Origin of the sequence: Sulfitobacter sp. TCYB15, from assembly GCF_040435955.1 — a bacterium.
In the GTDB taxonomy this organism is placed as follows: domain Bacteria; phylum Pseudomonadota; class Alphaproteobacteria; order Rhodobacterales; family Rhodobacteraceae; genus Sulfitobacter; species Sulfitobacter pontiacus.
In genome coordinates, this window is record NZ_CP159193.1 from 1,245,258 (window position 1) to 1,270,082 (window position 24,825).

Sequence of the window (24,825 nt, forward strand, 5' to 3'; positions counted from 1 at the left end):
AGGCCCCCTGATGCGCACACCGACCCGCCGCCACTTTATTGCCCTTGCCAGTGCGGGTGCCGTCGCCGGATGTGGCGGGCAGGGCGGGTTCTCTGTCGTTGATCCGGACCATGCCAGCGCAGGCGTTGGGGCGGATGTGGGCGCGGGCGTGCAACAGCTGCTCGTCGCGACCACACGCACCGCCGATCCCGCGCCGATCGCCTACGGTGCGGGGCGGGCCAAAACGCTGGATTTCGCGCGGCTTGCCATCTCGATCCCGCCGAACCACAAGGTCGGGCAGATCGAACGCAGCCGCGGATCGCGGGCCGACCCCGCACGCCATTTCGCCCTCACCGGGGCAGAGACATTGCCGGATCTGGAGGCGCTGGTCACCGCCGCCCGCGCCGCGTCGACACCGGGGCAAGAGGCGGTGGTCTTTGTGCATGGCTATAACAACGGCTTTGCCAAAGCCGCATACCGTCATGCGCAGGTGGCGTGGGACTATGAACTCAAGGGGCCGCAGATCCACTTTTCGTGGTCGTCAGCGGCGAACCCCTTCGAATATACCTATGACCGTGACAGCGTGCTGATCGCCCGCGATGCGCTGGCGACTTTGCTGCGGCGCCTGCTGCGCGAGGACGGGCTGCGCGTGTCGCTGGTGGGGCATTCGATGGGCGGGCTGCTGATTATGGAGACGTTGCGCCAGATCGCGCTGAGCGGGGACCGCGCCCTGCTGGACCGTTTGTCTGCGACGACGCTGATCTCGCCCGATATCGATATGGATCTGTTCCGCGCGCAGGCCCATGCGCTTGGCCATTTGCCGCAGCCCTTTACCGTGGCGATCGCGCAGAACGACCGGTTGCTGCGCCTGTCGTCGGGCTTGTCAGGGGGGGCTGCCCGTCTGGGATCGGTAGAGGATCTGGACCAGCTTGAAGGGCTTGGCGTCTTCGTGGTGGATATGACGGGCATTGCCGACACGGGCAGCAATCACTTCCTGCCGGGCACCTCGGCCTCTGCCATCGCGCTGATAAAGGGGTTGCGAGACGCCGATGCGCTGGCCCCGCAATCCCTGTCGGTCGGACCGGTAAGCATCAAGCTCGGCGGGTAGCCTCGTCGCCGTCCAGGCCCGCTGCTGAAATGGCCGCCCGAAGCGCTGTGCTAAAGCGCGCCATCATCGTGGCGTCCTGTGACAAGCTGCGGCGCAGGGATCGGGGCAGTTCCAACTGCACGCCCGCGCCGCTGCGGGTGCGGTTGCAGATGTTGCTGGGGTGTACGCCGGGCAGGGCCGTATTCAGCGCGGCCCCGAAGCCCGCCGCGCGCAATGCGTCGCCGACAGCATCCCGCAGGGTTTCGTCACGCCCGCCCAGCCAGACCGTGTCGGAGCCATCATCCTTGCGCCCGTGAATGGCGATCGACGTGTCCGCCCCAGCCACCAGTGCCAGCGCCCGAGGTTCATCAAACCGATGCGAGGTGATGTGGTAATCGCCATGCGCCCCGGCGCGCAGCGCCTCGAACAGATAGAACGACAGATCATCTCCGGCGACAGCCCGTGCGATGCTTGCCGTTTCCGGTTCGATCGTCCCGCCGTGGGGCGCAAGGATCGCGACGCGCGTGCCGCGATCCTGCACGGTGGTACGGTAGTCCTTGCCGTGATCATGCGCCGCGGCGAGCGTGGCGAAATCGGGGTAGCGGTCGGCCATAGTCTATACGTCCAGCTTGGTGATCGTTTTGCTGATCTTGCCGTCGACGCGACGCAGGCTCACCATCTCTCCGAAGCGGATGTGTAGCCAGTCTGACCCATCCTCGGTCAACGGTTCAGACGCGAAAATGGCCGAGGTCGCTTTGCCCTCGGGGCTGGCATCGACCTTGTAGCTGTCGGCGTAGTCCTCGAAATTCTTGCCCATCAACAGGTACATCGGTTCAAGCAGCATCGACAGGGCGTAGTCATCGGTGCCGGGGCCGGCTTTGCGCAGGTCTTTCCAGTCGCCTTCGGGTGCGGTTTCGCCTTTGTGGCCGGCCCCATAGTTCACGCCAATGATCCGATCGGTGGACACCAGCGCGATCTTCAACTTGGTCAGGGCGACCAGATCCAGTTTGCGCATCGCCCGCAATACGGCATCAAGAAGCTTCTCGAACGCTGCCTGCACGTCGTCATCGCTATCGCCTTCCAGCAGGGACAGCAGCAGCACGTAGAAGAATTCCGTGTCTGTCGTGCCTTTCATCTGCCGTAGGAAATCGTCTTTGCACAGGGGCAGCAATTCGCGCTGCAGCAGCCGCCAATGGGGCAGGGCTCCGTTCTGCGCGATGATCCACGGGGTGCCCTTGAACGAGAACGGGTGGCAGTTCTCGTCCGCCAGCACATTGCGGGCGTCATAGGCCGCAGCGCGGACATGGGCGAGCATGGTGCTGGCCTGCAAACTGGGGATGATGCCGGGGGCGTTGTCATCGTGGAACGCGGCCATGGGGCGGTGATACAGCAGCGGTTCCTCGGGCTTCAGCAGATGCGCGCTCCATAATCCGAAGCCCCAACCGGCGAGCTGCAGGTTCGGGTGCAGCTCGGGGTCAAGGCTTTGGTTGATCAGACTGTTTTCCGGCTTGATCAGCAGGCTTTCAAGCGGGATTTCAGGCCCGATATAGGCGAGAACGCGGCACATAGCTTTCCTATCACATCAAGGGTCGATCACGGGCACCACCAAGCGGCGGCATCTCGTATCATTCTGTCAGCTCAGGTAGGGCGGCGCGGGTCAAAGGCCAGATCAGCGGATCAGAGGGGGCGGACACCTGCGCATGTGGCAGGGGCGTCCGGCATATGCAGACGGTCGCGGGTCAGCGTGTTGCGCTCACAGCGCGATAGGTGCTGTTTTGCGGCATCCGTATCGCCACTGAACCGCTGCAAGGCGCGCTGCCACGCCCGCAGGGCAGAGCGTGCGGACCAAGGCAATGCCGCTTGGGCCAGCCAGCCGCGCAGTTCCGGCGGCAAGCGGTCATAGGCAGCCATTGGGTCCTGCATACGGCGGCGTGCGGCAAGGCTGCTGCGGCAGTTGGGCTGGCGAAGGGTGGTTTTCGGCATGGTACTTTTGTCGCTGGAAGCAAGGGGTGCGCCGCCACCGTCAAGGCAGGCAGCGGCGCAGGATGTCAGTGCGCCTGCATCTCGGCAGAGATGTCAGCGGGGCTGAGGGCCGCGGGGTAATATGTCGGCCAGTTGGTGACCTCTTTCAGCAGGGCCGCGCGATCATCCCCCCAATAAAGGTGATAGTGATCTGCCTTGGCGGGCGCGATCTTGTGGTCACTGAACTGGAAGAACATCGGGGCCTCGGCGTCGCCGCTGACCTTTTCAAAGATATAGCGCACACCGCGATTGCCCTTTTCATAGGTCAACACCTCGAAGCCGTCGCTTTCATACCGCCCCTGCACCGATGTCTCGCCCGTGTAGAAGGTTGCGGTATCGCCCGAGAATACGATCCGGTCGACATCGGTGGCATAGCCGGTGGCGTAATAGGCTTTGTATTCCGCGGCGGTTTTGTCACCCTTGGCCGCCTTATGCGCCATCACTGCGTCCAGATCACCGCTTTGCAACAGCGGGTAGACGGACTGCCAGTCGCCCTCCCAGTCGGCCAGTGGGCGCGGTTTGATCTGCGCATCGTCGAAGTAGCCTTTGTAGATGTCGTCGTCGCCGTGGTCGTGCTTGTGGTCATGGTCATGGTCATGGTCATGGTCATGATCGTGGGCTTCGTGGTCATGCGCCTTGTCTTTGGCGTGATCCGCAAGGGCGGGCAGGGCTGTGGCGGCAAGAGAGGTCGCGGCCAGAGCGGAAAGAAATGCGGTGTGGATGCGGGTCATCATGGGCTCCATTCAGGTCGGTAAGGAAGTGATTCGTTATGTTATAACGTAACTCTTTTCCTACAGGCAAGCCACGCGGAGAGCAATGATCAGAATTCTTGATTAAATCAGTCAAGGCGGTAAGGTCGGGACACGATTGCCGGTAGGGAACTTGAAAAAGGGCCGTGCAGTCGCTCTGGGAGGAGAACAAAATGAAGACTAATAATAGTATTAATCGACGTTCGTTTTTGACCAAATCGGCAGTCGCTGGCGGGGCTGCGGCTGGCAGCATGCTGGCGGCTCCGGCGGTTCTGGCGCAAGCGCCATTGGTTATCAAAATGCAAACGTCATGGAATGATGCCAACATCTGGCAGGACTTCGCACGCGACTATGCCACCCGCGTCGAAGAAATGTCGGGCGGACGCGTCAAGGTCGATGTGCTGCCTGCGGGCGCGGTTGTTGCGGCGTTCCAGGTGCTGGACGCTGTGAATGACGGCTTGATCGATGCCGCGCATTCGGTGCCTGTCTATTGGTACGGCAAGAACAAGGCCGCGTCGCTGTTCGGCACAGGTCCGGTTTTCGGCGGCTCCGCAACGACCATGCTGTCGTGGTTCTACGAAGGCGGCGGCCAAGAGCTGTATAACGAGCTGACACAGGACATCATGGGCCTCGATGTGGTTGGCTACATGGGTTTCCCGATGTTTGCGCAGCCGTTTGGCTGGTTCAAGGAAGAGGTGAATTCGGTCGAGGATCTGCAGGGGTTCAAATATCGCACCGTGGGTCTGGCGGCCGATCTGATGGCCAAGCTCGGCATGTCCGTCGCTCAGCTGCCGGGCGGCGAAATCGTGCCCGCGATGGAGCGTGGCGTGATCGACGCTTTCGAGTTCAACAACCCCTCGTCGGACAAGGACTTTGGCGCGCAGGACGTGGCAAAGAACTACTATCTGTCGTCCTATCACCAGGCGTCGGAAAGCTTCGAATTCCTGTTCTCGCGGACCTTCCTTGAGGATCTGGACCCGGACCTGCAGGCGATCCTGAAATATGCTGTCGAAGCGGCCTCTACCGCGAACACAGCCAAGGCGATGAACCGCTATTCTGCGGATCTTCAGTTCTTGCAGGATGAAGCAGGGGTCACCGTGCGCCGCACCTCGAAAGAGATTCTGGACGCACAGCTGAAGGCATGGGACGAACTGATCCCCGAGCTGGAAGCCGATCCGTTCATGAAAAAGACCCTCGACAGCCAGCGCGAGTGGGTCAGCCGTGTGTCGTATTACGAGCTGATGAACTCGCCCGACTATGGTCTGGCCTACGAGCATTACTTCCCTGGCAAGATCAAGCTCTGATCCCGCTGACAGGTAAAGTACAGAACCCCGGCACCTTTGTGTGCCGGGGTTTCAGACGAGGCATGGGGACATCATGATTTCATTTATACGGTTCGCCGACAGCCTGTCGGCATGGTTTGGCAAGTCATTCGCGTGGCTTATCTTGCTGATGTCCATCGGCACGGGCTACGAGGTTTTCGTACGCTATGTGCTTAACAGCCCGACGGCCTGGGCGCTGGACGTTTCCTTTATCATGTACGGCACGCTGTTCATGATGGGCGGGGCCTATACGCTGTCGCGTGGCGGGCATGTGCGGGGCGATTTCCTGTACCGGCTGCTGCAACCCAAGACCCAGGGCAAGATCGATATCGTGCTGTATATCGTCTTCTTTTTCCCCGGTGTGCTGGCCCTGATCCTGTCCGGCTGGAAATACGCCGCGCGGTCCTGGCAATACGGAGAGGTCTCCGTCAACAGTCCCGCGGGTGTGCCGATCTACCAGTTCAAAGCGGTGATCGTGGCGGCGGGCATATTGCTGTTTATCCAGGGGATCGCGCAGGTATGCCGCTGCATTATCGCGATCCGGGACAATTACTGGCTTGAAGCGGACGAAGACGTTTTCGAGACCGAAGATCTTTTGATCCAGAAGGCCAATATGGCCGAGAAAGACCATATCACATGACCGATCCGCAAATCGCCCTGATGATGCTTGGGCTGTTCATCATCTTTGTTTTTCTGGGCTTCCCGATCGCCTTTACCCTGATGGCCATGGGCATCGGCTTTGGCTACTACGCCTATTTCGATGCGCGCCGTATGTGGCGCGGTTTTGACCGGCTGGATGAAACCGCCGGACAATGGGAACAATGGTCGAGTTGGATAGAGGGGTTTTATAACAACCGAATATTTGACCTCTTCGTGAACCAGACCTTTACCGTGATGTCGAACGAGGTGCTGACGGCTGTGCCCTTGTTCCTGTTCATGGGCTATATCGTCGAACGCTCCAACATCGTTGACCGTTTGTTCACCACGCTGAACATCGCGTCAAAGAATGTCCCCGGATCGATGGGGGTGGCGGCGCTGATCACCTGCGCGCTGTTTGCCACGGCGACAGGGATCGTGGGCGCGGTTGTGACCTTGATGGGCCTGCTGGCGCTGCCGGCGATGTTGAAAGCGCGCTATGACCCGTCCTTTGCGGCGGGCATCATCTGTGCGGGCGGCACCCTGGGCATCCTGATCCCGCCGTCGATCATGCTGATCGTCTATGCGGCGGCGACCAACGTGTCGATCGTGCGTCTTTATGCGGCGGCGCTGCTGCCGGGGCTGACGCTGGTGGGGCTGTATCTGGTCTATATCATCGGGCGGTCTTTGCTGCAGCCATCGTCGGCACCAAAGCCTACGGCGGATGAGGTGCCGGATATGCCGATGGGCAAGCTGGTGATGATGATCATCACCTCTTTCGTGCCACTGGCGTTCCTGATTTTTGCGGTGCTCGGGTCGATCCTTTTCGGTCTCGCTACTCCGACAGAGGCGGCGTCCATCGGCGCATTGGGCGGTATCTTCCTTGCCTTCATCTACCGCGCGATGACATGGCAGCGTTTGCGCGAAAGCGTCTATCTCACCGTGCGCACCACGGCGATGGTCTGCTGGCTGTTCGTCGGCTCCTACACCTTCTCTGCCGTGTTCTCCTACCTCGGGGGGGAGCATGTGATCTCGGAGTTCGTGCAATCCATGAACCTGTCGCCGATCCAGTTCCTGATCATGGCGCAGCTCATCATCTTCCTGCTGGGCTGGCCGCTGGAATGGTCCGAGATCATCATCATCTTCGTGCCGATCTTCCTGCCGCTGCTGGCGGTTTTCGAGATTGATCCGCTGTTCTTCGGTATCCTCGTGGCGCTGAACCTGCAGACCAGTTTCCTGACCCCGCCGATGGCGATGTCGGCCTATTACCTTAAGGGCATCGCGCCGCCGTCGCTTCTGCTGACGCAGATCTTCAAGGGGGTCATGCCGTTCCTCTTCTGCGTGATCCTGTCGATGGTGCTGATGTATGTCTTCCCGCAGATCGTCTTCTATTTGCCGGATCTGTTTTATGGACGGTAATCGGATGACGGGTCACGGGGTGGACGGCACCCCCAGCGTGACACTACTGCGTGACAGGCTGGCGTCCGGCGCGCTGGATGCGCTGGCGCTGGTCGACAGCTATATCAAGCGGATCGAGGCGCGCGAGCCGCAGGTCGGTGCATGGGCGTGGTTCGATCCCGAATTCGCGCGCGCACAGGCCCGCACGCTGGATGCGCATCGCCGGGCAGGGCGTCCCTTGGGGCGGCTTCACGGGTTGCCGGTCGCGCTGAAGGACGTGATCGACACCCAACGCATTCCCACGGAAAACGGCTGCGCGCAGGATGCGGGGCGCGTGCCCCTGCGCGACGCTTTTGTGGTAGAGAGGCTGCGCAAGGAAGGGGCGATCCTGATGGGCAAGACGGTCACGACCGAGCTTGCCTTCATGCAGCCCGGCAAGACCGCGAACCCGCATAATCTGGCGCATACGCCCGGCGGATCGTCGCAAGGCTCTGCCGCGGCGGTGGCGGACGGAATGGTCCCGCTTGCCATCGGCACCCAGACCGGCGGGTCGGTGATCCGCCCGGCGTCCTTCTGCGGGGTGACCGGATATAAACCCACCTTCGGCGCGATCCCGCGGCGGGGGGTGCTGACGCAATCGCCCTCGCTTGATACGATCGGGGTCTTTGCCAGCGATCCCGCAGGGGCAGCACTTCTGGCCGAGGTGCTTTTCGGGCAGGATGACGAAGACAGCGCGACCACGCTTTGCGCCGCGCCCGCCTTGCATGCGGCGGCGACTTCGGCCCCGCCGCTGCCGCCCGTATTCGGCTTCATCCGCCCGCCGGGATGGGAGGATGCGGAGCCGCAACTGCATGAGGCCTTTGCCGAGCTGATGGACGCGCTTGGCGATCAGGCGTTCGAGCTTCCGTTGCCCGCGGTGTTCGACACGGCAGCAGACCAGCGCAAGCTGATCAATCTGGCCGAGATGTCCTATCACTACTACCCCTATTGGCACCGGGGCGCGGACAAGCTGGGGCCGATCACCCGCGACGCGATAGAGCAAGGCAACGCCGTGCCTGCCCGCGATTACCTGTCTGCCCGCGACATGCCCAAGGTGCTGAACGCCGCACTGGACGAGATGTTCACCCGCTGCGATGTGATCCTCTGCCCCTCGGCCCCCGGTCCGGCCCCCAAAGGGTTGGAAACCACGGGCGATCCGGTGTTCAACGGGCTGTGGACCTTCTGCGGCACACCCTGCATCAACCTGCCGCTTTTCACCTCGACCGAAGGGCTGCCCATGGGCGTCCAGCTGGTCGGCGCGCGCCACAATGACGCGCGGTTGCTGCGCACGGCACAATGGCTGACCGACTGGGCCGCTGGTGCCTCTGCATAAAGGATATCTGATATGAACCGACTTCTCGCACTTGTGGCGTTTGCGACCATCACCACCTTTCTGCTGATCCTGGCCGTCAAGGTGCCCAGCCCCGATCTGGTGATCATCGTGGCGATCACGCTGGCGTTCATCGCCTTTGATCTGTTCACCTCCAGTCGCAACAAGAAAGACTAGCCGATGTCCAAACCCGTGATCTGGATCACCCGCACCCTGTCGAATGCCACGCTGGAACGCGCCCGCCGCGACTACGAGGTGATCTGGAATGCCGCCGACACCCCCGGCAGCGCCGAGGATATCATCAGGATGAGCGCATCCGTCGACGGGATCATCCCGTGCCACTCCGAACATTTCAGCGCAGATGTGGTGGCGCAGCTCGACCCGCGGCTGAAAATCGTCGCGAACCATTCGGTCGGGGTGGATCATTGCGATCTGGACGCGCTGCGCGGCAAGGGGATCGTCGTCACCAATACGCCCGATGTGCTGTCGGATGCCACGGCAGAGCTGGCGATGATGCTGATGCTGGGGGCTGCGCGCAATGCGGTCGCGGGGGACCGGACTGTGCGGTCCGGCACATGGGATTTCTGGTCGCCGGCCTTTCTGGTGGGCAAACAGCTGACCGGTGCGCGGCTGGGGATCGTGGGGATGGGCGGTGTGGGTCGTGCCTTTGCCCGCAAGGCGCGCGGCTTTGACATGGAGATCCACTATCACAACCGCAGCCGTCTTTCGCCCAAGGATGAAGCGGGCGCGATCTATCACGAGACGCTGGAAAGCCTGCTGGCCGTGTCCGACTTCCTGTCGCTCCATTGCCCCGCGACGCCCGAGACGGTCGGGCTGATGAACGCCGACCGTTTGGCGCAGCTGCCCAAAGGGGCGGTTCTGGTCAACACGGGCCGTGGCAATCTGATCGACGAGGCCGCTTTGGTCGACGCTCTGGATGCGGGGCATATCGGGGCGGCGGGGCTGGATTGCTTTGTCACCGAACCGGGGGGCAATCCGGCCTTCGCGTCTTATGACAACGTGATGATGATGCCCCATGTGGGCAGCGCCACGGTGCAGACCCGCGATGCGATGGGGTTCAAGGCACTGGATAATCTTGACGCGTTCTTCCGTGGAGAGTCCCCGCCGAACGCGCTCTAGTCTAGAAGGGGTCCGAAGAACTCAATGCGGACCTACGCGAAAAAAATCGTATACGATTTACATGATCGTATTTATTTGTCATGGTGTGTTTCGAAAGGGGCACATCATGACACTTCGGCAATCGAAATCGGACATTCTATTCGACCGGCTTCGCCGTGATATCCTGTCGCTGGATCTGCCACCGGGCATGGCGCTGCGCCTACCGGCCCTGTCGGAACGCTATGCCATCGGCCTGACGCCGCTGCGCGAATGTCTGAACCGGCTGGCGGCTGAACAGCTTGTCATGCCCGAGCATAACAAGGGCTTTTGCGTCACCCCGCTGACCCGTGCCGATCTTCTGGACCTGGAACGCAGCCGCGATGCCATCGAAGGCGCGATGCTGGCCCATTCCGTCAGCCACGCCGATGACACGTGGGAGGCAGGGGTGATCGGCGCCTATCACCATCTGTCGCAAACGCCCGTGCCTTCGGTGATCCATAATGACGAGGCACTGGCGCAATGGACGCGGCGGCATCTGGCCTTTCATCAGGCACTGGTGGCGGGGGCGCGCTCTGATTGGATGGCGCGGTTTGCGGGGCAGTTGCAGGATCAGTTGGGACGCTACCACCGTTTTATTCAGGCGGGCCTGCGCGATCTGACCCAAAGCGCGCCCCCGCTGGCGGCCAAAGCGGCAGAGGTATTCTCTGCCGGTATGGCGCTAGAGCCGCATCGCGCGCTCTATCAGGCAGCAGTTGATCATGATCCGGCGGCGGCGCTTGCGGCCTTTCGCCATCACACCGGTCTGAGCATCGCCGCCTTCGAGGAGCTTTCGACGCTGATGCCTGCCCATTCACCCTTTGCAAGAACCCTCGGCCCCCAATCGGAGACCCTCGCATGACCGGCTACAACCCCGCTGACGAAGGGGCACAAATGTCCTTTGCCAAGGATATGTCCTATACCGATTACCTGTCGCTCGACCCGATCCTCGGGGCGCAGAATTGCAAATCCGACGCCCATGACGAGATGCTGTTCATCATCCAGCATCAGACCTCAGAACTATGGATGCGCCTGTGCCTGCACGAGCTGTCGTCGGCGCGCACCCATCTCGCGGCGGGTGATTTTGCGCCTGCGATGAAGATGTTGACCCGTGTGGCGCGCATTTTTGAACAGCTCAACAGCGCGTGGGATGTGCTGCGCACCATGACCCCCAGTGAATACAGCGATTTCCGCGACGACCTTGGCGCGTCCTCGGGGTTTCAGTCGCATCAATACCGGCTGATCGAATTCATCCTCGGCAACCGCAACAGCGCGATGATGAAAGTGCATGAACATCGCCCCGAACTGCACCGCATGCTGACGCAGGAACTGGGGGCAAAATCCCTGTACCATGTGGCGCTTGATCTGCTGGCAGAGGCAACGGGGCAAAGCTTTGACCCGCAGGCCTATGCGATGGACACGCCTCATGCGGCGGATGATGCGGTGATGCAGGCATGGGTGCGCGTCTACCAAGACCCGCGCGCCCATTGGCAGCTGTACGAGCTGGCCGAAAAGCTCGTCGATCTCGAAGACTACTTCCGCCGCTGGCGTTTCAACCATGTGACCACGGTGGAACGCATCATCGGCTTCAAACGCGGCACGGGCGGCACGTCTGGGGTGAAATACCTGCGCCGGATGCTCGAGGTCGAACTTTTTCCCGAACTCTGGAACGTACGAGGTGCCCTGTGACCCGATTGCCGATGAAAGACCGCTTTTCCCTGCCCGACGGCATGATCTACCTTGATGGAAACTCGCTTGGGCCTCTGCCTGTGGGGACGGCCGAAAAGGTGCAGGACGTGGTGCAGGCGCAGTGGGGCGCGCATCTGATCAAGGGCTGGAACCTTGACGGCTGGATGGCGCAGCCCGCACGTGTCGGCAACCGTATTGCCCGCCTGATCGGCGCGCCCGAGGGGTCGGTCACCATGGGCGACACGCTGTCGGTCAAAGTGTTTCAGGCCCTGTCTGCCGCTCTCAAGATGCGCCCCGACCGGCGGGTGATCCTGTCGGACAGCGGCAACTTCCCGTCGGACCTGTATATGGCCGAGGGGCTGATCCAGCAGTTGGGGCAAGGCTACGAGCTGCGCATCGTTGCCCCCGAGGATGTCGCCAGCGCCATGACCGATGACGTGGCTGTCGCGATGATCACCCAAGTCGACTACCGCACGGGCCGCATGCATGACATGGCGCAAGTGACCGCGGCGGCCCATGGGGCAGGGGCGGTGATGCTGTGGGATCTGGCCCATAGCGCAGGCGCGGTGCCCGTCGATGTGGCTGCCTGCAACGCGGAATTCGCCGTCGGCTGCACCTATAAATACCTCAACGGCGGGCCGGGGGCCCCTGCGTTCATCTATGCGCGCCCCGATATCGTCGCGGACATCCAGCCCGCTTTGGCCGGATGGCTGGGGCATGACGCGCCCTTCGCCTTCGAGACCGGATACCGCCCCGCAGCGGGCATCGAGCGCATGCGCGTCGGCACGCCCCCCGTGATCCAGATGACCGCGCTGGAACATGCGCTTGGGCTTTGGGACGAGGTGGATATGGCCGAGCTGCGGGAGAGGTCTGTCGCGCTCGCTGAGCTGTTCATCGCGCTGGTCGAAGAAAAATGCCCCGAGCTTGTGCTGGCCAGCCCACGGGATGCAAACCAGCGCGGCAGTCAGGTGTCTTTCGCGTCAAAGAACGGGTATGCGGTGATGCAGGCGTTGATCGCACGCGACGTGATCGGTGATTTCCGCGCGCCTGACATCATGCGCTTTGGCTTCACGCCCTTGTACATCGACGAAGACGACGTACGCGGCGCGGTCGACATCCTTGCCGACATCCTTGCGACCCGCAGTTGGGACCGGCCCGAGTATCACCAGAAGCGCGACGTGACCTGAAGGGCCAAGCGACATCGGGACACAGCGCGGTGGCGGTGCGTCTTGGTGATGGTGGTCCGCGCGAATGAACGCTATGATCAGGCCATGCTTGATCTTCAGTCGCGCCCGAAATGCAGTGAATGCCCGATCCGCCACCGCGCCGTTTGTGCGCGTTGCGATGATGATGAACTGCTGATGCTGGAGCAAATCAAGACCTATCGGTCGTTCAAGGCGGGTGATCCGATGCTTTGGCGGGGCGACGGGCTGACCTATGTTGCGTCGGTCGTGTCGGGCGTCGCGAGCCTTGGCAAAACGATGGAGGACGGGCGCACGCAGATGGTGGGGCTGCTTTTCCCGTCGGATTTCATCGGCCGTCCGGGCCGCGCGGCGATTGATTTTGACGTGGTCGCCGTTACCGATGTGACGCTTTGCTGCTTCCAGCGCAAACCCTTCGAGGCGCTGATCGAAACCACGCCGCATATCGCCCAACGGCTGATGGAGATGGCCCTCGATGAACTGGACGCGGCGCGTGACTGGATGCTGTTGCTGGGCCGCAAAACCGCGCGCGAAAAGATCGCGACCTTCATTGAAATGCTGGCGCGGCGGCAGCAATTGGCCAATGCGGATACCCCTGGGCAAGAGCTGGTCTTGCCTCTCACACGGTACGAGATCGCCAACTATCTGGGGCTTACGCTTGAAACGGTCAGCCGCCAGCTTGGCGCGATGAAGAAAGAGGGTATCCTGAGCTTCGTCGACCCTCGCCGTTTCCGCGTGGCCGATGTGGACGCGCTGCACGCGGCCTCGGGCGACGACTGCGACTAGGGAAATATTCCCTTTGATTTGATCTGTATCAACGACGCAGGGCACCCCAAGGCGTTCACTGTCTGCACCTTCATAGGAGAGTGCAGCATGTACAAGAATATCCTGATCCCCGTTGTTTTCGAGACCCCCGAGATCACCCAGACCGCTTTTGATGCGGCGCAGGCGCTGGCGGCACCGGACGCCAGATTGACCCTGCTGCATGTGATAGAGGCGGTGCCGGTCTATGTCGCCGAATACATCCCCACCGACATCGTGACCTCCACGCGTGAAGCAGTACAGGCGCGGCTGGATGCGTTGGCGCTAAGCGTGCCGGGGGCCGCGACAGCGATTGCGGACGGGCGCGCCGGGCCACGGGCGACACGCTGGGCCGAGGAAAACGGGACCGACTGTATCGTGATCGCGTCGCATCAGCCCGCGTTGTCTGACATCCTGCTGGGGTCGGTCGCGCAATATGTGGTGCGTCACGCCAAATGCGCGGTGCATGTGGTCAGATAGGTCGGGGCACCGCCAACGCGCTATTGCAGCCCGAGTATGCCGTCGGCGGTGGCAGCGACGCGGGCGAATGCAGCGCGGTCTTTACGTGCGATCAGCCAGAGGTCGTGAAACCGCCGTTGGGGCAGGGTATGCACCGCCAGTGCGTCGCGGTGCGCAAACCCCTCCACCCCTGATCGCGGCAGGATGGTATAGCCCAGTCCTTGGGCCACGGGCAGGGGGATTTGCCCGATCTGGTTGATAAAACTGCGCAGCCGCAAATGCTCTGCCCCGCGGTAGTCATCAAAGTTGCGCCCGAGAAGATCATCGGCATAGGCATTGCCATCAGGATGCGCGATGAACCCCAAGTCATCAAGCTTCTGCAGCGTCAGATCCGCCGCGTTAAATGTGGCGGGCAGCACGAGGCAAAGTTCCTCTTGCGACAGGGGCGTGGCCTGAACACGGGGCATATCGGGCACCGCGGTCACCACGCCCAGATCAAGCGTCCCTGCCAGTATATCCGCCAGAATACGCGTCTGCGGGGCGGCGCTGAGGTGCATTTCCAGCTTCGGGGCCTGCTGCATCCGCGCGATCAGATGCGGATACAGCCGTAACGCAAAACTGCCAGAACAGCCGATTCTGACCGTGCCTGACAAAGGGTCATCGCGCTGCATCCTTTCGCGCAGGGCGCGCTCCTCTGTCCGGCGGGCACGTCCGATCGACAGCAGCTCTTCTCCGGCGGGGGTGAGGGTAAAGGACTTTCCCTCGCGCAGGATCAACGGCTGGCCGACCTGTTGTTCCAGCTTGCGGATATGCTGCGACACCCCCGGCTGGGTCATGGCCAACCGGTCTGCGGTGCGGGTGAAATGCCCGATGTCACATAGGGTGGTGAAGGTTTCGAGCCATGAGGCGTTTAACACGCGGATCATTCCATAAAGTTATCAATTTAATTCCATATGATAATTTTATGTTTGCGCGCGGTCCACCTAAATCACGGGGGTATCACAGAACAAAGGATAGACCATGACACCGACACCACGCAGTTTCTCTCATATCGGGCTTTCCGTGCCGGATCTGGACCAAGCCGTAAAATTCTACGCCGACGTGCTGGGGTTCTACGTTATCATGCAACCGACAGAGATTGTCGAAGACGGCAGCGATATCGGGCAGATGTGTACCGATGTCTTTGGCGAAGGCTGGGGCCGCCTGCGTATCGCGCATCTTGCGACGGCAGACCGTATCGGGATCGAATTGTTTGAATTTGACGGCAACCACGCGCCCGCAGACCCGCTGAACTTCCGCCAGCACGGCACGTTCCATTTCGCCATTCAGGATCCCAACCTCGAAGATCTGCTGGCCAAGATTGTCGCGGCAGGGGGCAAGCAGCGGATGCCGGTGCGCGAATACTTCCCCGACGATAAACCCTATCGCATGGTCTATGTCGAAGACCCCTTTGGCATCGTGTTCGAGCTGTACAGCCACAGCTACGAGCTGACCTATTCCGCCGGTGCATATAGCTAATCCCAAGTCTGTTCTGCGGGCGAATGCAGGGCTTTCGCCCGCAGTCATCAGCGCAAGATATGTCAAATAATGCAGGTCGGCGGGAACCCTCCTGCGCGGGAAGGCGGTTTTGTTGTCATAGCAACATCACGAAAGGTCTTCTCATGTCATACTGGCGCTTCTTTGCAATGATCATCACCTCTACCGTGGTGATGTTCGGCTTAATGTATCTGAACACCTACGCAATCGATCACGTGTTCTTTAGCGAAACCCGCAGCTATATGGCGCTGTATATGGGCGCGGTGATGGCGGTCATCATGCTGGCGTTCATGCTGGGGATGTACAGCAACCGTGGGGTGAATATCGCGATTTTTGCAGGCAGCGCGCTGGTTTTTGCGGTGTCGCTGTTTCTGGTGCGCAGCCAGTCCACGGTCGATGATACGGCGTGGATGCGTGCGATGATCCCGCACCATTCCATTGCGATCCTGACGAGCGAGCGTGCCAATATCTCGGACCCGCGGGTGCGCAAGCTGGCGGATGATATCATCGAAGCGCAACGGCTTGAGATCGACGAGATGAAGGCCCTGATCGCGGATCTTGAAGGCGGGCCAACCGCAACACCGGAAATCGACGGGAAGTGAGGACATAATGACGCAACAGCAGACACAACCGGCAAAACTCTACCGTATGGTGATGCCTGACCATACCTGTCCCTACGGTCTGAAATCCAAAGACCTGCTGGAGCGTCAGGGCTTCGAGGTCGAGGATCATCACCTGACAACGCGCGAAGAGACAGACGCGTTCAAGGCGGAGCATGATGTCGAAACGACGCCGCAGAGCTTTATCGGCGGGGAACGGATCGGCGGCTATGACGATCTGCGGGTCTATTTTGGCTTGGACAAACCCAAGGATCAGCAATCTGACACGTCGTACCAGCCGGTGATCGCCATCTTTTCGGTCGCCTTTCTAATGGCGCTTGGCCTGTCGTGGTTTGCCTTTGAAAGCATCTTTACGGTGCAGGCGTTCCAGTGGTTTATCTCGATCTCCATGTGTTTCCTCGCCGTGCAGAAGTTGCAGGATATCGAGAGTTTCTCGACCATGTTCCTGAACTATGACCTGCTGGCAAAACGCTGGGTGCCCTACGGCAAGGTCTACCCGTTCGGAGAGGCCTTTGCAGGCATCGCCATGACCGCAGGGGCGCTGCTGTGGCTGGCAGCACCGATCGCGATCGTGATCGGTGGTATCGGGGCGATCTCGGTGATCAAGGCGGTCTATATCGACAAACGCGAGCTGAAATGCGCCTGCGTGGGCGGCAGCAGCAATGTGCCGCTTGGCTTTGTGTCCCTGACCGAGAACGTGATGATGCTGGGCATGGGGCTTTGGATGCTGGTACGCCTCTTCGGGTGATATTCTGGCACCTGCTCAGCGGAATTGAAGCCTATTCCTATTGCAAGTCCCCCCGCGCCGCATCCGCGGTACGGGGGGATTTTCGTTCGTATGGGGAGAGGGCAGCACCCCCGTCCGCGCCTGACCATAAGCGCCGCCTTAGGGGGCGATCCGCACCTCAAAGGACACAGACCCCGTTGCACCCGGTTCATGTGATCCGGTGCAGTCCCATTGCAGCGCCCCCGCATAGCCCGCCGTATCTGCCCCGGGCGTGGTCATCGTGCAGATCACATCGCCGCCGATGGATACGGGGCTTGGGATGGCGGATGCCAGTTCTGTGTAGGGCGGCGTGCGGTCGTGGATCACGATGTTGGTCGCGGGCAGTTCGCCAGGGTTGTCGAGGAAGATGCGATATTCAAGCACATCCCCCGCAGCGGCACCGTTGCTGACGCCTTCGGGCGTGCCTTGGGTGACGTTGCGGACCGTCTTGCGCAGTTTCAGTATCCCTTCGGAGGATTCTACCCGCACCAGATCGGTGTTGCGGTCCTGCTCGGTCGCGCCGGTCGCGCCATAGGTCGTGTCGGCGACCACATCAAAGGCGATGGTCGATCCCGGTGCCGCCGCACCCGAGGCGGCGACACGCGCCACCAGACAGATACGCGTGTCAGGGGTCACGGGCAGGGCGGTGGTGATGGGGCTGGTGGCCGTCCCGTCGCAGGCGGCATCCTCGAACAGGGCGACGGAAAAGAGCCCCGGCGCGGTGATCGACTGGATATCGGTGTCAAACACCACAGAGCCTTCTGCATCGGCAAGATATTCATGCCGCAGGGTCACCACCTGTGCCGGACGGATCGCGCTTTGCTGGCTTTCGCTCAGCCGGGCGTCCTCGATCAGGCCGACATCCAGATCAGGATAGGATGTCCCTGCCGCAGGCGTGAAGGTAAAGGTGCCATCGCCGCTGGCCGGGTTGACCAGGCCGGGCAGGGCACCGGGGTTTTCGGACACGGTGAGCAAGCCGTTGTCCGGGACCACGGTGATGGTGACGTCATCGGCAAAGCCTTCGGGCAGGGTCAGGCTCCAGCTGCCATCACTGGCAACCTGCGGCGACCCGATCAACGTGCCGCTGCTATCGGTGATCCGGACTTCCGCCGCACCGGTGTCGGCTTCCGAGGCCCCTTGCAGCGCGTCATAGGCTGTGTCGGAACCTGCACCATTGTCGATAAAGACCTTACCAGACAAGCTTGGGCCGGCCCCGGCAAAACTCACGCTCACGGCGGCTTCGTCGTCATCGGCAACCCCGTCGCCCAGATCGTCCGTCAGCGGACCCACGAGCGGATCGCTATCGGGATCCGGCAGGTCAGAGGCGATGATCTCGGCCACGTTGGTATGCTCGCCTGTGGCGTTCATCGTGACGCGCACGGTCAGGGTTTCGCTCGCGCCATTGGCCACCTCGCCGACGTCCCATGTCCCGGTGTTGGCGTCATAGGTATCGGTGCCATCCGCCGGTGTGGCAGAGACAAAGGTGAACCCGTCGGGGATCAGGTCACGGACCCGCACACCGGTGGTGCCGTCAGGGCCGTCGTTTGTTACGGTGAGCACGAAATCAAGCTCTGTGCCCGGGCCCGCTTGGGTCACCGGCTGGCCGCTGGTGTCGAACACGCCCTTGGTCAGGGACAGGTCCGCCGTCGCCCCGCCGTTCACAAACCCGAAATCAAGGGTGCGCACGCTGCCGGCGGTGATTGATACGCCCGTCTGCGGGTTCACGGTACCGGCCACAAGCCCGGGGGGCATGTCGGGATCGGCTGCGTCGACCTCTACGCGGTAGGTCGCTGTGGCAGACAGGTCAGAGAAGAGATAGGTGCCGTTGCTGGCTGTCTCTACGCTGGTCAGGAACGTGTCATCCGCGGTGTCGGCTGTGCCATTGTCGTCGTACAGGGACACGGTCACGGCGCTGAGCACGGTTTCACCGGGCTGGTAGCTGTCCGAGTAGTTGGTGTCGCGGTAGACGACGCCGGACAGGTCACCTTCGGGCGGCAGCGGGCCAAAGCGCGAAGGGCAGGCGGCACCGTCGTTCAGGCCACCCTCGCCGACAGGTACCGTATTGATCAACTGCCCCCCGCCCGAGCCGGAGCCCTGAAGCCCCACATCGGCCTCATAGACCTCGTTTGTGACGTTCTGGTTGATGTACATGCGGCCGTAGAAATCGAACCACACCGCGCCATAGGAACCTGTCCAGGCGGTCGGGCCGAATTCAACCGGCGCGCGGGTGCCCGACGTACCATCCGCAGGGTCGATATAGAACAGACGGTCAGAGGCCTCGTTGACACCGTACAACATGCCGTCGTTCGGATTATAGGCGATGTCCGACGGTTCAACCGCAGCCGACAGCGTGATCAAGCCCAGATCAACGGGCGCGGACGGATCGGAAAGATCCAGCAGTTGCAACGCGTTGGCCCCGTTCACACGATAGACCATCACCCCGTTGGGCAGGATGTCGCCCGCGGTGGAGCCCACCGCCGCCGACGCGGGGAGGGTCGAGACGACCTCGTAGTTGCCGGTGGAGTCCAGGCGGATCAGCTCGCGCGTTGCAGCGCGCACCCCGTAGAACAACCCGTCGAGCGCATTATAGCCCCAGCCGCCGTCATACTGCACGCCCGCCGGGGCACCGATGTCGGTCGCGGTGATGCTGTACACGCCAGCGCTTTCCGCGAAGCTGAGCCGCTGCAGCTGCGTATCCGTCTGCGTCACACGGTAGAGCGAGCCATCGCAGGTAAAGGGCACCGCCCCGGCCGAGAGGATCACTTTGTAGTCCTCGACCTCGCCATCGAAATTCAGACCATCAAAAGGGTCCGCCGCGACGGCGCTAGAGGTCGACCAGCGGATACGTGCATGGGTAAAGCCGCTGCTGATATTCGCAGGGACAGGGATGTTCAGGGTGATCTGGTTGTTGAACACCCCATCTGTATCGCCCGCGCCCCCATCACGGTAGTCGACCGCGATGTGTTCTGAGGGATCGAAGGTGCCGCTTTGGTCAAAATCGACCCAAAGCTGCAGGTTCGTGATCCCCGCGGTTACCGGAATGCCCAAGGCGAGTTGAGCGCTCAGGGTTTCATGGGTCACGATGGTCAGGGGCACGGTTGTGCCGGCCTCCAGGATGGGAAATACCGCGATGGAATCCTCGTCGTCAAAGCCCGACAGGTCATCCGCATCGGAATCGGGGCTATGCTGAGGGGTCTGTTCGGTGTCAGGTTCGCCGGCACCCAGATAGATGTCCTGGACCACAATGTGACGCGGATCGCCATAGGTCGCGGGCGCATCGCCGCGGTCGGACAGATCAGCAGCCGCAATGACCAGCGAATAATCCTCTACCTCGCCATCCACGGCAAAATCCGATGTGCTTAACCCTGTCTCGGAGCCGTAGCGGAAGCGCGCGTAGGTGGTCGATGTGGTCGCATCCGACGGCACGGTAACGTCGATCTGGATCACGCCATCGCCCGCGACATTGTCGAATTGCGTGCCGTCATCCTTGAGGTCAAGCGCGATACGCTCGCCGAGTGTCTCTTCGAACAGACCGTCGCCGTTGAAATCGATCCAGGCCTGCAGGTTACCATTGCCTGTTACGGTCACGTCGAGCGTGCTGATCGTGCCCTGGGTCAGGACGGGAAAGGTGATCCCGTCTTCGTCGTCGGTTCCGATCAGGTCATCCGCTGTTGCCGTCGCATCCGATTGTGCAACCAGTTCGATATCCGGCTCGATCAGGCCCAAATACACACCCGGAGAGGCATCAACGCCGTGGGTCGGTGTGAGGTAGCTAAGCGGTGCATCGCCAAAATCCACACCCAGCCCTGCAAAGACCGCCACCGTGACCAACGCGCGGTCACAATCAGCGGGATCCAGCGCATCGCACAGCTGGTATTCGATGGTGTAGACGCCAGCGGGAACGCCCGCGGGCACAATAACGCGACCGGCTTCGGCACCGGCTGTTTCCAGAACCGGCACAGGATCGCCCGTGTTCTGCGGCACGGCTTCGGTCAGTACAGTCAGCGTCGCGGTCGGGAAGGCGGCGGGCAGGCCGTTGATTGTGTCATTCGACATGACTTCGCCTGCGGTGCCGCCCAGCAAGGTGTTCACGGGCGACGCGGTGTAGTCGTCGTCTTGCGCCACAATATCGGGCGAGGTGTTCGAGATTGCGCAAAGCTGGATGCCGGACCCCCGCGTCGCGCGACGGTCGGATGACCCTGTGTAGCCGTGGATAAATTCAGCTTCTACGAAGGTGTTGAATTCATAGGTGGCGTAGTTGTCAAAGCTCGATTCATTCGGCTCGTCTTCCCAATCAAACGGGTCGCCCACCTTTGCAGGATCCATCGCGATCGCGTTCGGTCCGGCGGGAAAGGAGGATAAGGGCGCGGTGTTGAAGAAAGAGGTCACCGTCGGGTTGGTGAGCGAGCCCACCACATCCGAAGAGTCATCGCCCTCGCCGCGGCTGTCGACATCCGTTTGCTGTACAATGACCCCGTTGATGCGGCTTTGGTCAATGGCCAGACCTTGCGGGTTGGCCGCCGTGGCCGTGCCATCCTGTACCAGTCGCAGACGGTAGGTGATGTATGCGTCGTCCTCTGGCGTCATGCGCGCCTCAAGCGAGGTGTCCAGCTCAAGCGCGGTCGCATTATTGATGCTGGTGACCTGCATGACGACATCGATCGGGTTGCCGTTTATATCGGTTGTCACGTCGTCGAACAGGAAGATGTCTGACGGGGTTACATTCGTCCGGCTGCCGGACCCTGCCAACTGGGTCGATGGCTGGCGGAAGACGGACTGAGGCGTGCAGCTTTGCGAACCGGTCTCGCCTGACAGCACGCTGCTGACGATGGACAGGGATTCAGAATTCGACTGCAACCGTGAAACAAAAGGCTGGCCGATACGGCCAATGCCCGCAACCGCGTTGCTGTCCACGGACCCTGTCAGCACATCGGCCGCCTGAATGGTGTAGTCCTCCTGACAGACGACCGTTCCACCCGGGGCGACAGGCGTGGTGATCGCGGGGCAGAGCACAGGCCCCAGCAGATCGTCGTCGATCACAATGTCCTGCCCGGTGTTGAATGGCAGCGCGCCGGTGTTTGTGACCGTGTAAGTATAGGTCACAGTCTCACCCTGCGTCCCTGTGCTGGGGCTGGCGGTACGTGTCAGTGAAATGCTTTGATCCACGTTGAACGTTGCCGCACCGAACATCCCGATACCCCGCGGGGCGGGGTCATAATTGGTGAACTGGTTATAATTGCGCACGTCGGCAATAGATTCATCATACCAGAAGGTGACCGTCGAGGTGCTGTCGGGGAAGGTCGCGCGCACGGTGCCGGTGTCATCGTTGTTCGATGTGGGCGAGGCCCCGAACCCTTCGACATAGATACATTGGGCCTGGTTCGCGCCGATGGTGCCGGTGAAGCCAGACCCGGGACCGGGGCCGACCAGAAGTGCGGGTGCCGCGCTAACCGGTGCCAGCGTCGGATTGCCGTTATCGCCAAAGGCGGTCACAAGATCGCATCGGTCAGACCCGGCGTTGCTATCGCTGGCGTCAATATCCAAAATGTCGACCTGCAGATTGTCGATCGGAAAGGCGACCCCGCCCGAACTGGAGGAGATGGAGGACGTTGTCCGCGCATCCCCGATACGCCCGCGGTTTCGCGGCGCGTTGGAAATGACCACGAGCGATTCCACATTGCCCCCAAAGATAGCAGAATCGTTGGGTGTCCCTTCCCCACTGAAGGCGGTGTAGTTGCCTGTATGTTCAAAGGTCAGGTCAACCTCGAACCCGTATTGGTCCCGCAAGGTGCGTGTCAGCGGGCCAAGATTGCCGCCGGGCCAGTCGTATGTGCCCCAATCAAGTTCGAACTCGCCGGCATCAGCTTTGCCGGAGCCTGTAACGACCAAAGCCGCCAAAGCGGCAGCACAATTCAGTGTTGTAAAGGTTAACTTTGAAATCGACATCAGACGGACCTCTTGTTGCGGTGTCCCAAACACCTTGTACATTGGCCGGAGACGACCTCGCCGTCTTTCCTGCCCCCCGGGATATGTCTAAAGTTCTCATACAAGGTTAACGCGAGCGACACTGCGCAGGTACAATCCCCCTGCCTTCCAGAATAGCGCCCTATACTTTCGAGAGCGTCCCACCCAGAATCGGTAGGCGGCGAGATGCGGAAAAGCCTTTAATCCATAGGCCCTTGCTCTGTTGCCGTTTGCCCGCGGATGGTGAATATGTCGGCACCAATTCTCTCGCGCCGCACGAAAGCCAGTATTTTGCAGACAATTTTCGACAAATCAGGGGCGTCTGCAGAAACTCCACCTGTTTTCGGTCACTTCGGTGAATGGGTACAGGGGCGGTTGGGGCAGGAGGGCCCTGTGGTTCTGGTCACGATGCTGTGCCGTGCACATGGGGTGAGGGCGCAGTTTGCCCCCGGGGGGGCATTGGGCCTGACGCAGGGTGAACCCGCAGCGGTCAGCCTCGCGCAGCTTCGACACCTGCTAGAGGCCGCAGGGGAAAATGGGGGCAGTTTTACCTTGTCTGGTAACCTTCCTGTCGGGGTTGGGGCAGGTGCATCCACTGCGGCGCTGGTGGCTTTGGCGCGGGCTGCGGGCATTGCCGAGGACCGTTTGCCGTCGCTGTGTCTGGCGGTGGAAGGGGCCACCGATCCGTTAATGTTACCGCATCCGGACCGCGTGATCTGGGCCTCGCGGTTGGCGCAAAGTAAGGGCGCGCTGGGCGCGCCGCCACGGGCTGACATCATCGGCGGCTACTTTGGCGAGCCGATCCGGACCGATGCGGCGGATAGCGGTTTTGCGGATATTGCCGACCTGTTGCCAGCCTGGAAAAGCGCCGTGGCGCAGGGTGATTTGCCTCAGGTGGCGCGATTGGCGCGCATCAGCGCAGACCGCACCACCGCGTTGCGCGGCCCTCTGAACGACCCGAGCACGATACTGGCGCAGCGGCTCGGTGCTTTGGGCTATGCGCGTGCGCACACAGGGTCCGCGCGCGCGTTCATCTTTGCGCCGGGCACCGCCCCCGATGATGCTGAACAGCTGTTGTCAGACCACGGGCTCACCGGTGCGATGCGGTTCACAACCGGAGGGGACGCATGATCGGTGCGGCGGGCATCCTGCTGGGGTTTGTGATCGAGGCGGCTTTGTCCTGGCCCGCGCCGCTTTATGCGAAAATCGGCCATCCGGTGTCCTGGATCGGCCACGCCATTCGCACGATCGAGGCGCGGTTGAATAGCGCCGATACATCGCCCGCACGGTTGCGCCTGTTGGGCGGTGTCGGGGTCTGCCTCGTGCTTGCGCTTGCGGTCTTGCCTGCGATTGTGGTTGCCGCGTTGCTGCCGTCTGGCTGGGCGGGCTACGTTGTCGGCGGGCTGCTGGCGTGGCCCTTTCTGGCACCGCGGTCGCTGTTCGACCACGTTCAGGCCGTCGCTACGCCTTTGATACAGGGAGATATTGCAGGGGCACGCTATGCCGTCTCGATGATCATCGGGCGCGATCCTGATCAGCTGGACGCTGCCGCGATTGCCCGTGCTTCGATCGAAAGCCTGGCCGAGAATGCCTCGGACGGGGTGGTGGCTCCGGTGTTTTGGGGCGTGCTGCTGGGGCTGCCGGGGCTGGTGGCCTATAAGGCAATCAACACGATGGATTCGATGATCGGGCACCGGTCCACACGCTACCGTCACTACGGGATGGTGGCTGCGCGGCTCGACGATCTGGTCAATCTGATCCCGGCGCGGGCCACGGGGCTGCTGTTCGTGATCGTCTCGGGCCAGCCACGTCGCGCGGCCGCCGTGATGCTGCGCGATGCGCGCCACCACCGGTCCCCCAATGCCGGTTGGCCCGAAGGGGCAATGGCCGGTGCGCTGAACGTGCGCCTGTCCGGCCCGCGTGTGTACGGCGAAGAGATCGCTGATGAACCATGGCTCAATGCCGAAGGGGCCGAGGCCGATGCAACCACCCTGCGACGGGCGCTGACGCTTTACCTTCGCGCCATGTTCGTATTAGCAGTCGTGTTGGCGCTGGTGGCGCTGATCTGACA

General features: G+C 61.7%; 23 protein-coding genes. 17 read left to right on the forward strand and 6 right to left on the reverse strand.

The window, feature by feature from the left end; genetic code table 11:
• Positions 1 to 10 precede the first annotated feature (10 nt).
• On the forward strand, positions 11 to 1,087 hold the full coding sequence (locus ABM428_RS05940) for an alpha/beta hydrolase (protein WP_132996956.1): 1,077 nt from the start codon (positions 11 to 13) through the stop codon (positions 1,085 to 1,087).
• On the opposite strand, the gene ABM428_RS05945 is transcribed toward ABM428_RS05940, so the two are convergent.
• The 4 genes from ABM428_RS05945 to ABM428_RS05960 all read right to left on the reverse strand — a co-directional run bounded on the left by ABM428_RS05945 (position 1,071) and on the right by ABM428_RS05960 (position 3,819).
• Positions 1,071 to 1,679 (reverse strand): poly-gamma-glutamate hydrolase family protein, encoded by a 609-nt coding sequence (locus ABM428_RS05945; RefSeq protein WP_037943694.1) that lies wholly within the window; start codon positions 1,677 to 1,679, stop codon positions 1,071 to 1,073. The two genes, ABM428_RS05940 and ABM428_RS05945, sit on opposite strands and share 17 nt — an antisense overlap.
• Positions 1,680 to 1,682: 3 nt before the next feature.
• Positions 1,683 to 2,633 (reverse strand): class II glutamine amidotransferase, encoded by a 951-nt coding sequence (locus ABM428_RS05950; RefSeq protein WP_353628277.1) that lies wholly within the window; start codon positions 2,631 to 2,633, stop codon positions 1,683 to 1,685.
• A 110-nt stretch (positions 2,634 to 2,743) separates the two neighbouring features.
• Positions 2,744 to 3,049, reverse strand: a complete 306-nt coding sequence (locus ABM428_RS05955; RefSeq protein ID WP_353628278.1) for a DUF6525 family protein — start codon at positions 3,047 to 3,049, stop codon at positions 2,744 to 2,746.
• Between the two features lie 65 nt (positions 3,050 to 3,114).
• Positions 3,115 to 3,819: a metal-binding protein ZinT gene (locus ABM428_RS05960; RefSeq protein WP_353628279.1), complete on the reverse strand. Its 705-nt coding sequence runs from the start codon at positions 3,817 to 3,819 to the stop codon at positions 3,115 to 3,117.
• A 191-nt stretch (positions 3,820 to 4,010) separates the two neighbouring features.
• On the opposite strand from ABM428_RS05960, the gene ABM428_RS05965 reads away from it, so the two are divergent.
• From ABM428_RS05965 to ABM428_RS06015, 11 genes are all read left to right on the forward strand, one after another.
• The gene (locus ABM428_RS05965; RefSeq protein WP_037943698.1) at positions 4,011 to 5,141 is read left to right on the forward strand and encodes a TRAP transporter substrate-binding protein; all 1,131 of its coding nucleotides are present in this window, start codon (positions 4,011 to 4,013) and stop codon (positions 5,139 to 5,141) included.
• Positions 5,142 to 5,214: 73 nt separating this feature from the next.
• Positions 5,215 to 5,799, forward strand: a complete 585-nt coding sequence (locus ABM428_RS05970) for a TRAP transporter small permease subunit (protein WP_005852157.1) — start codon at positions 5,215 to 5,217, stop codon at positions 5,797 to 5,799.
• Positions 5,796 to 7,214, forward strand: a complete 1,419-nt coding sequence (locus ABM428_RS05975; protein WP_005852158.1) for a TRAP transporter large permease subunit — start codon at positions 5,796 to 5,798, stop codon at positions 7,212 to 7,214. Before ABM428_RS05970 ends, ABM428_RS05975 begins: the two co-directional genes overlap by 4 nt.
• A gap of 4 nt (positions 7,215 to 7,218) precedes the next feature.
• Positions 7,219 to 8,565, forward strand: a complete 1,347-nt coding sequence (locus ABM428_RS05980; protein WP_353628337.1) for an amidase — start codon at positions 7,219 to 7,221, stop codon at positions 8,563 to 8,565.
• A gap of 12 nt (positions 8,566 to 8,577) precedes the next feature.
• Positions 8,578 to 8,739 carry a hypothetical protein gene (locus tag ABM428_RS05985; protein WP_005852160.1) on the forward strand — a complete coding sequence of 54 codons (162 nt, stop codon included), beginning with the start codon at positions 8,578 to 8,580 and terminating at the stop codon, positions 8,737 to 8,739.
• Between the two features lie 3 nt (positions 8,740 to 8,742).
• Positions 8,743 to 9,702: a D-glycerate dehydrogenase gene (locus tag ABM428_RS05990; protein ID WP_353628280.1), complete on the forward strand. Its 960-nt coding sequence runs from the start codon at positions 8,743 to 8,745 to the stop codon at positions 9,700 to 9,702.
• Between the two features lie 106 nt (positions 9,703 to 9,808).
• Entirely contained in the window at positions 9,809 to 10,579 is a 771-nt protein-coding gene (locus tag ABM428_RS05995; protein WP_132996951.1) for a GntR family transcriptional regulator, read from the forward strand.
• Positions 10,576 to 11,406: a tryptophan 2,3-dioxygenase gene (locus ABM428_RS06000; protein WP_132996950.1), complete on the forward strand. Its 831-nt coding sequence runs from the start codon at positions 10,576 to 10,578 to the stop codon at positions 11,404 to 11,406. The genes ABM428_RS05995 and ABM428_RS06000 overlap by 4 nt, the downstream gene beginning before the upstream one ends.
• 11 nt (positions 11,407 to 11,417) lie before the next feature.
• Positions 11,418 to 12,593, forward strand: a complete 1,176-nt coding sequence (gene kynU, locus ABM428_RS06005) for a kynureninase (protein WP_132997200.1) — start codon at positions 11,418 to 11,420, stop codon at positions 12,591 to 12,593.
• Between the two features lie 48 nt (positions 12,594 to 12,641).
• On the forward strand, positions 12,642 to 13,394 hold the full coding sequence (gene fnrL / locus ABM428_RS06010; protein ID WP_132997199.1) for a transcriptional regulator FnrL: 753 nt from the start codon (positions 12,642 to 12,644) through the stop codon (positions 13,392 to 13,394).
• 87 nt (positions 13,395 to 13,481) lie between these two features.
• Positions 13,482 to 13,889 (forward strand): universal stress protein, encoded by a 408-nt coding sequence (locus tag ABM428_RS06015; RefSeq protein ID WP_037963283.1) that lies wholly within the window; start codon positions 13,482 to 13,484, stop codon positions 13,887 to 13,889.
• A 20-nt stretch (positions 13,890 to 13,909) separates the two neighbouring features.
• On the opposite strand, the gene ABM428_RS06020 is transcribed toward ABM428_RS06015, so the two are convergent.
• Positions 13,910 to 14,794 (reverse strand): LysR family transcriptional regulator, encoded by an 885-nt coding sequence (locus ABM428_RS06020; protein WP_206338391.1) that lies wholly within the window; start codon positions 14,792 to 14,794, stop codon positions 13,910 to 13,912.
• 94 nt (positions 14,795 to 14,888) lie between these two features.
• Here ABM428_RS06020 and ABM428_RS06025 point away from each other — a divergent pair, with 94 nt between their 5' ends.
• From ABM428_RS06025 to ABM428_RS06035, 3 genes are all read left to right on the forward strand, one after another.
• Complete coding sequence (locus tag ABM428_RS06025; RefSeq protein WP_005852172.1) at positions 14,889 to 15,386, forward strand: lactoylglutathione lyase family protein; 498 nt, start codon at positions 14,889 to 14,891, stop codon at positions 15,384 to 15,386.
• Between the two features lie 143 nt (positions 15,387 to 15,529).
• Entirely contained in the window at positions 15,530 to 16,006 is a 477-nt protein-coding gene (locus ABM428_RS06030) for a DUF305 domain-containing protein (protein WP_037943706.1), read from the forward strand.
• 7 nt (positions 16,007 to 16,013) lie between these two features.
• The gene (locus tag ABM428_RS06035) at positions 16,014 to 16,772 is read left to right on the forward strand and encodes a glutaredoxin family protein (RefSeq protein WP_132996948.1); all 759 of its coding nucleotides are present in this window, start codon (positions 16,014 to 16,016) and stop codon (positions 16,770 to 16,772) included.
• A gap of 138 nt (positions 16,773 to 16,910) precedes the next feature.
• On the opposite strand, the gene ABM428_RS06040 is transcribed toward ABM428_RS06035, so the two are convergent.
• Positions 16,911 to 22,736, reverse strand: a complete 5,826-nt coding sequence (locus tag ABM428_RS06040) for a GEVED domain-containing protein (protein WP_353628281.1) — start codon at positions 22,734 to 22,736, stop codon at positions 16,911 to 16,913.
• Positions 22,737 to 23,147: 411 nt separating this feature from the next.
• Here ABM428_RS06040 and ABM428_RS06045 point away from each other — a divergent pair, with 411 nt between their 5' ends.
• Both ABM428_RS06045 and cbiB read left to right on the forward strand, forming a co-directional pair.
• A complete protein-coding gene (locus tag ABM428_RS06045; protein WP_353628282.1) occupies positions 23,148 to 23,885 on the forward strand; it encodes a hypothetical protein in 738 nt (245 codons plus the stop codon).
• Positions 23,882 to 24,823 carry an adenosylcobinamide-phosphate synthase CbiB gene (gene cbiB, locus ABM428_RS06050; RefSeq protein ID WP_353628283.1) on the forward strand — a complete coding sequence of 314 codons (942 nt, stop codon included), beginning with the start codon at positions 23,882 to 23,884 and terminating at the stop codon, positions 24,821 to 24,823. Before ABM428_RS06045 ends, cbiB begins: the two co-directional genes overlap by 4 nt.
• Positions 24,824 to 24,825 lie beyond the last annotated feature (2 nt).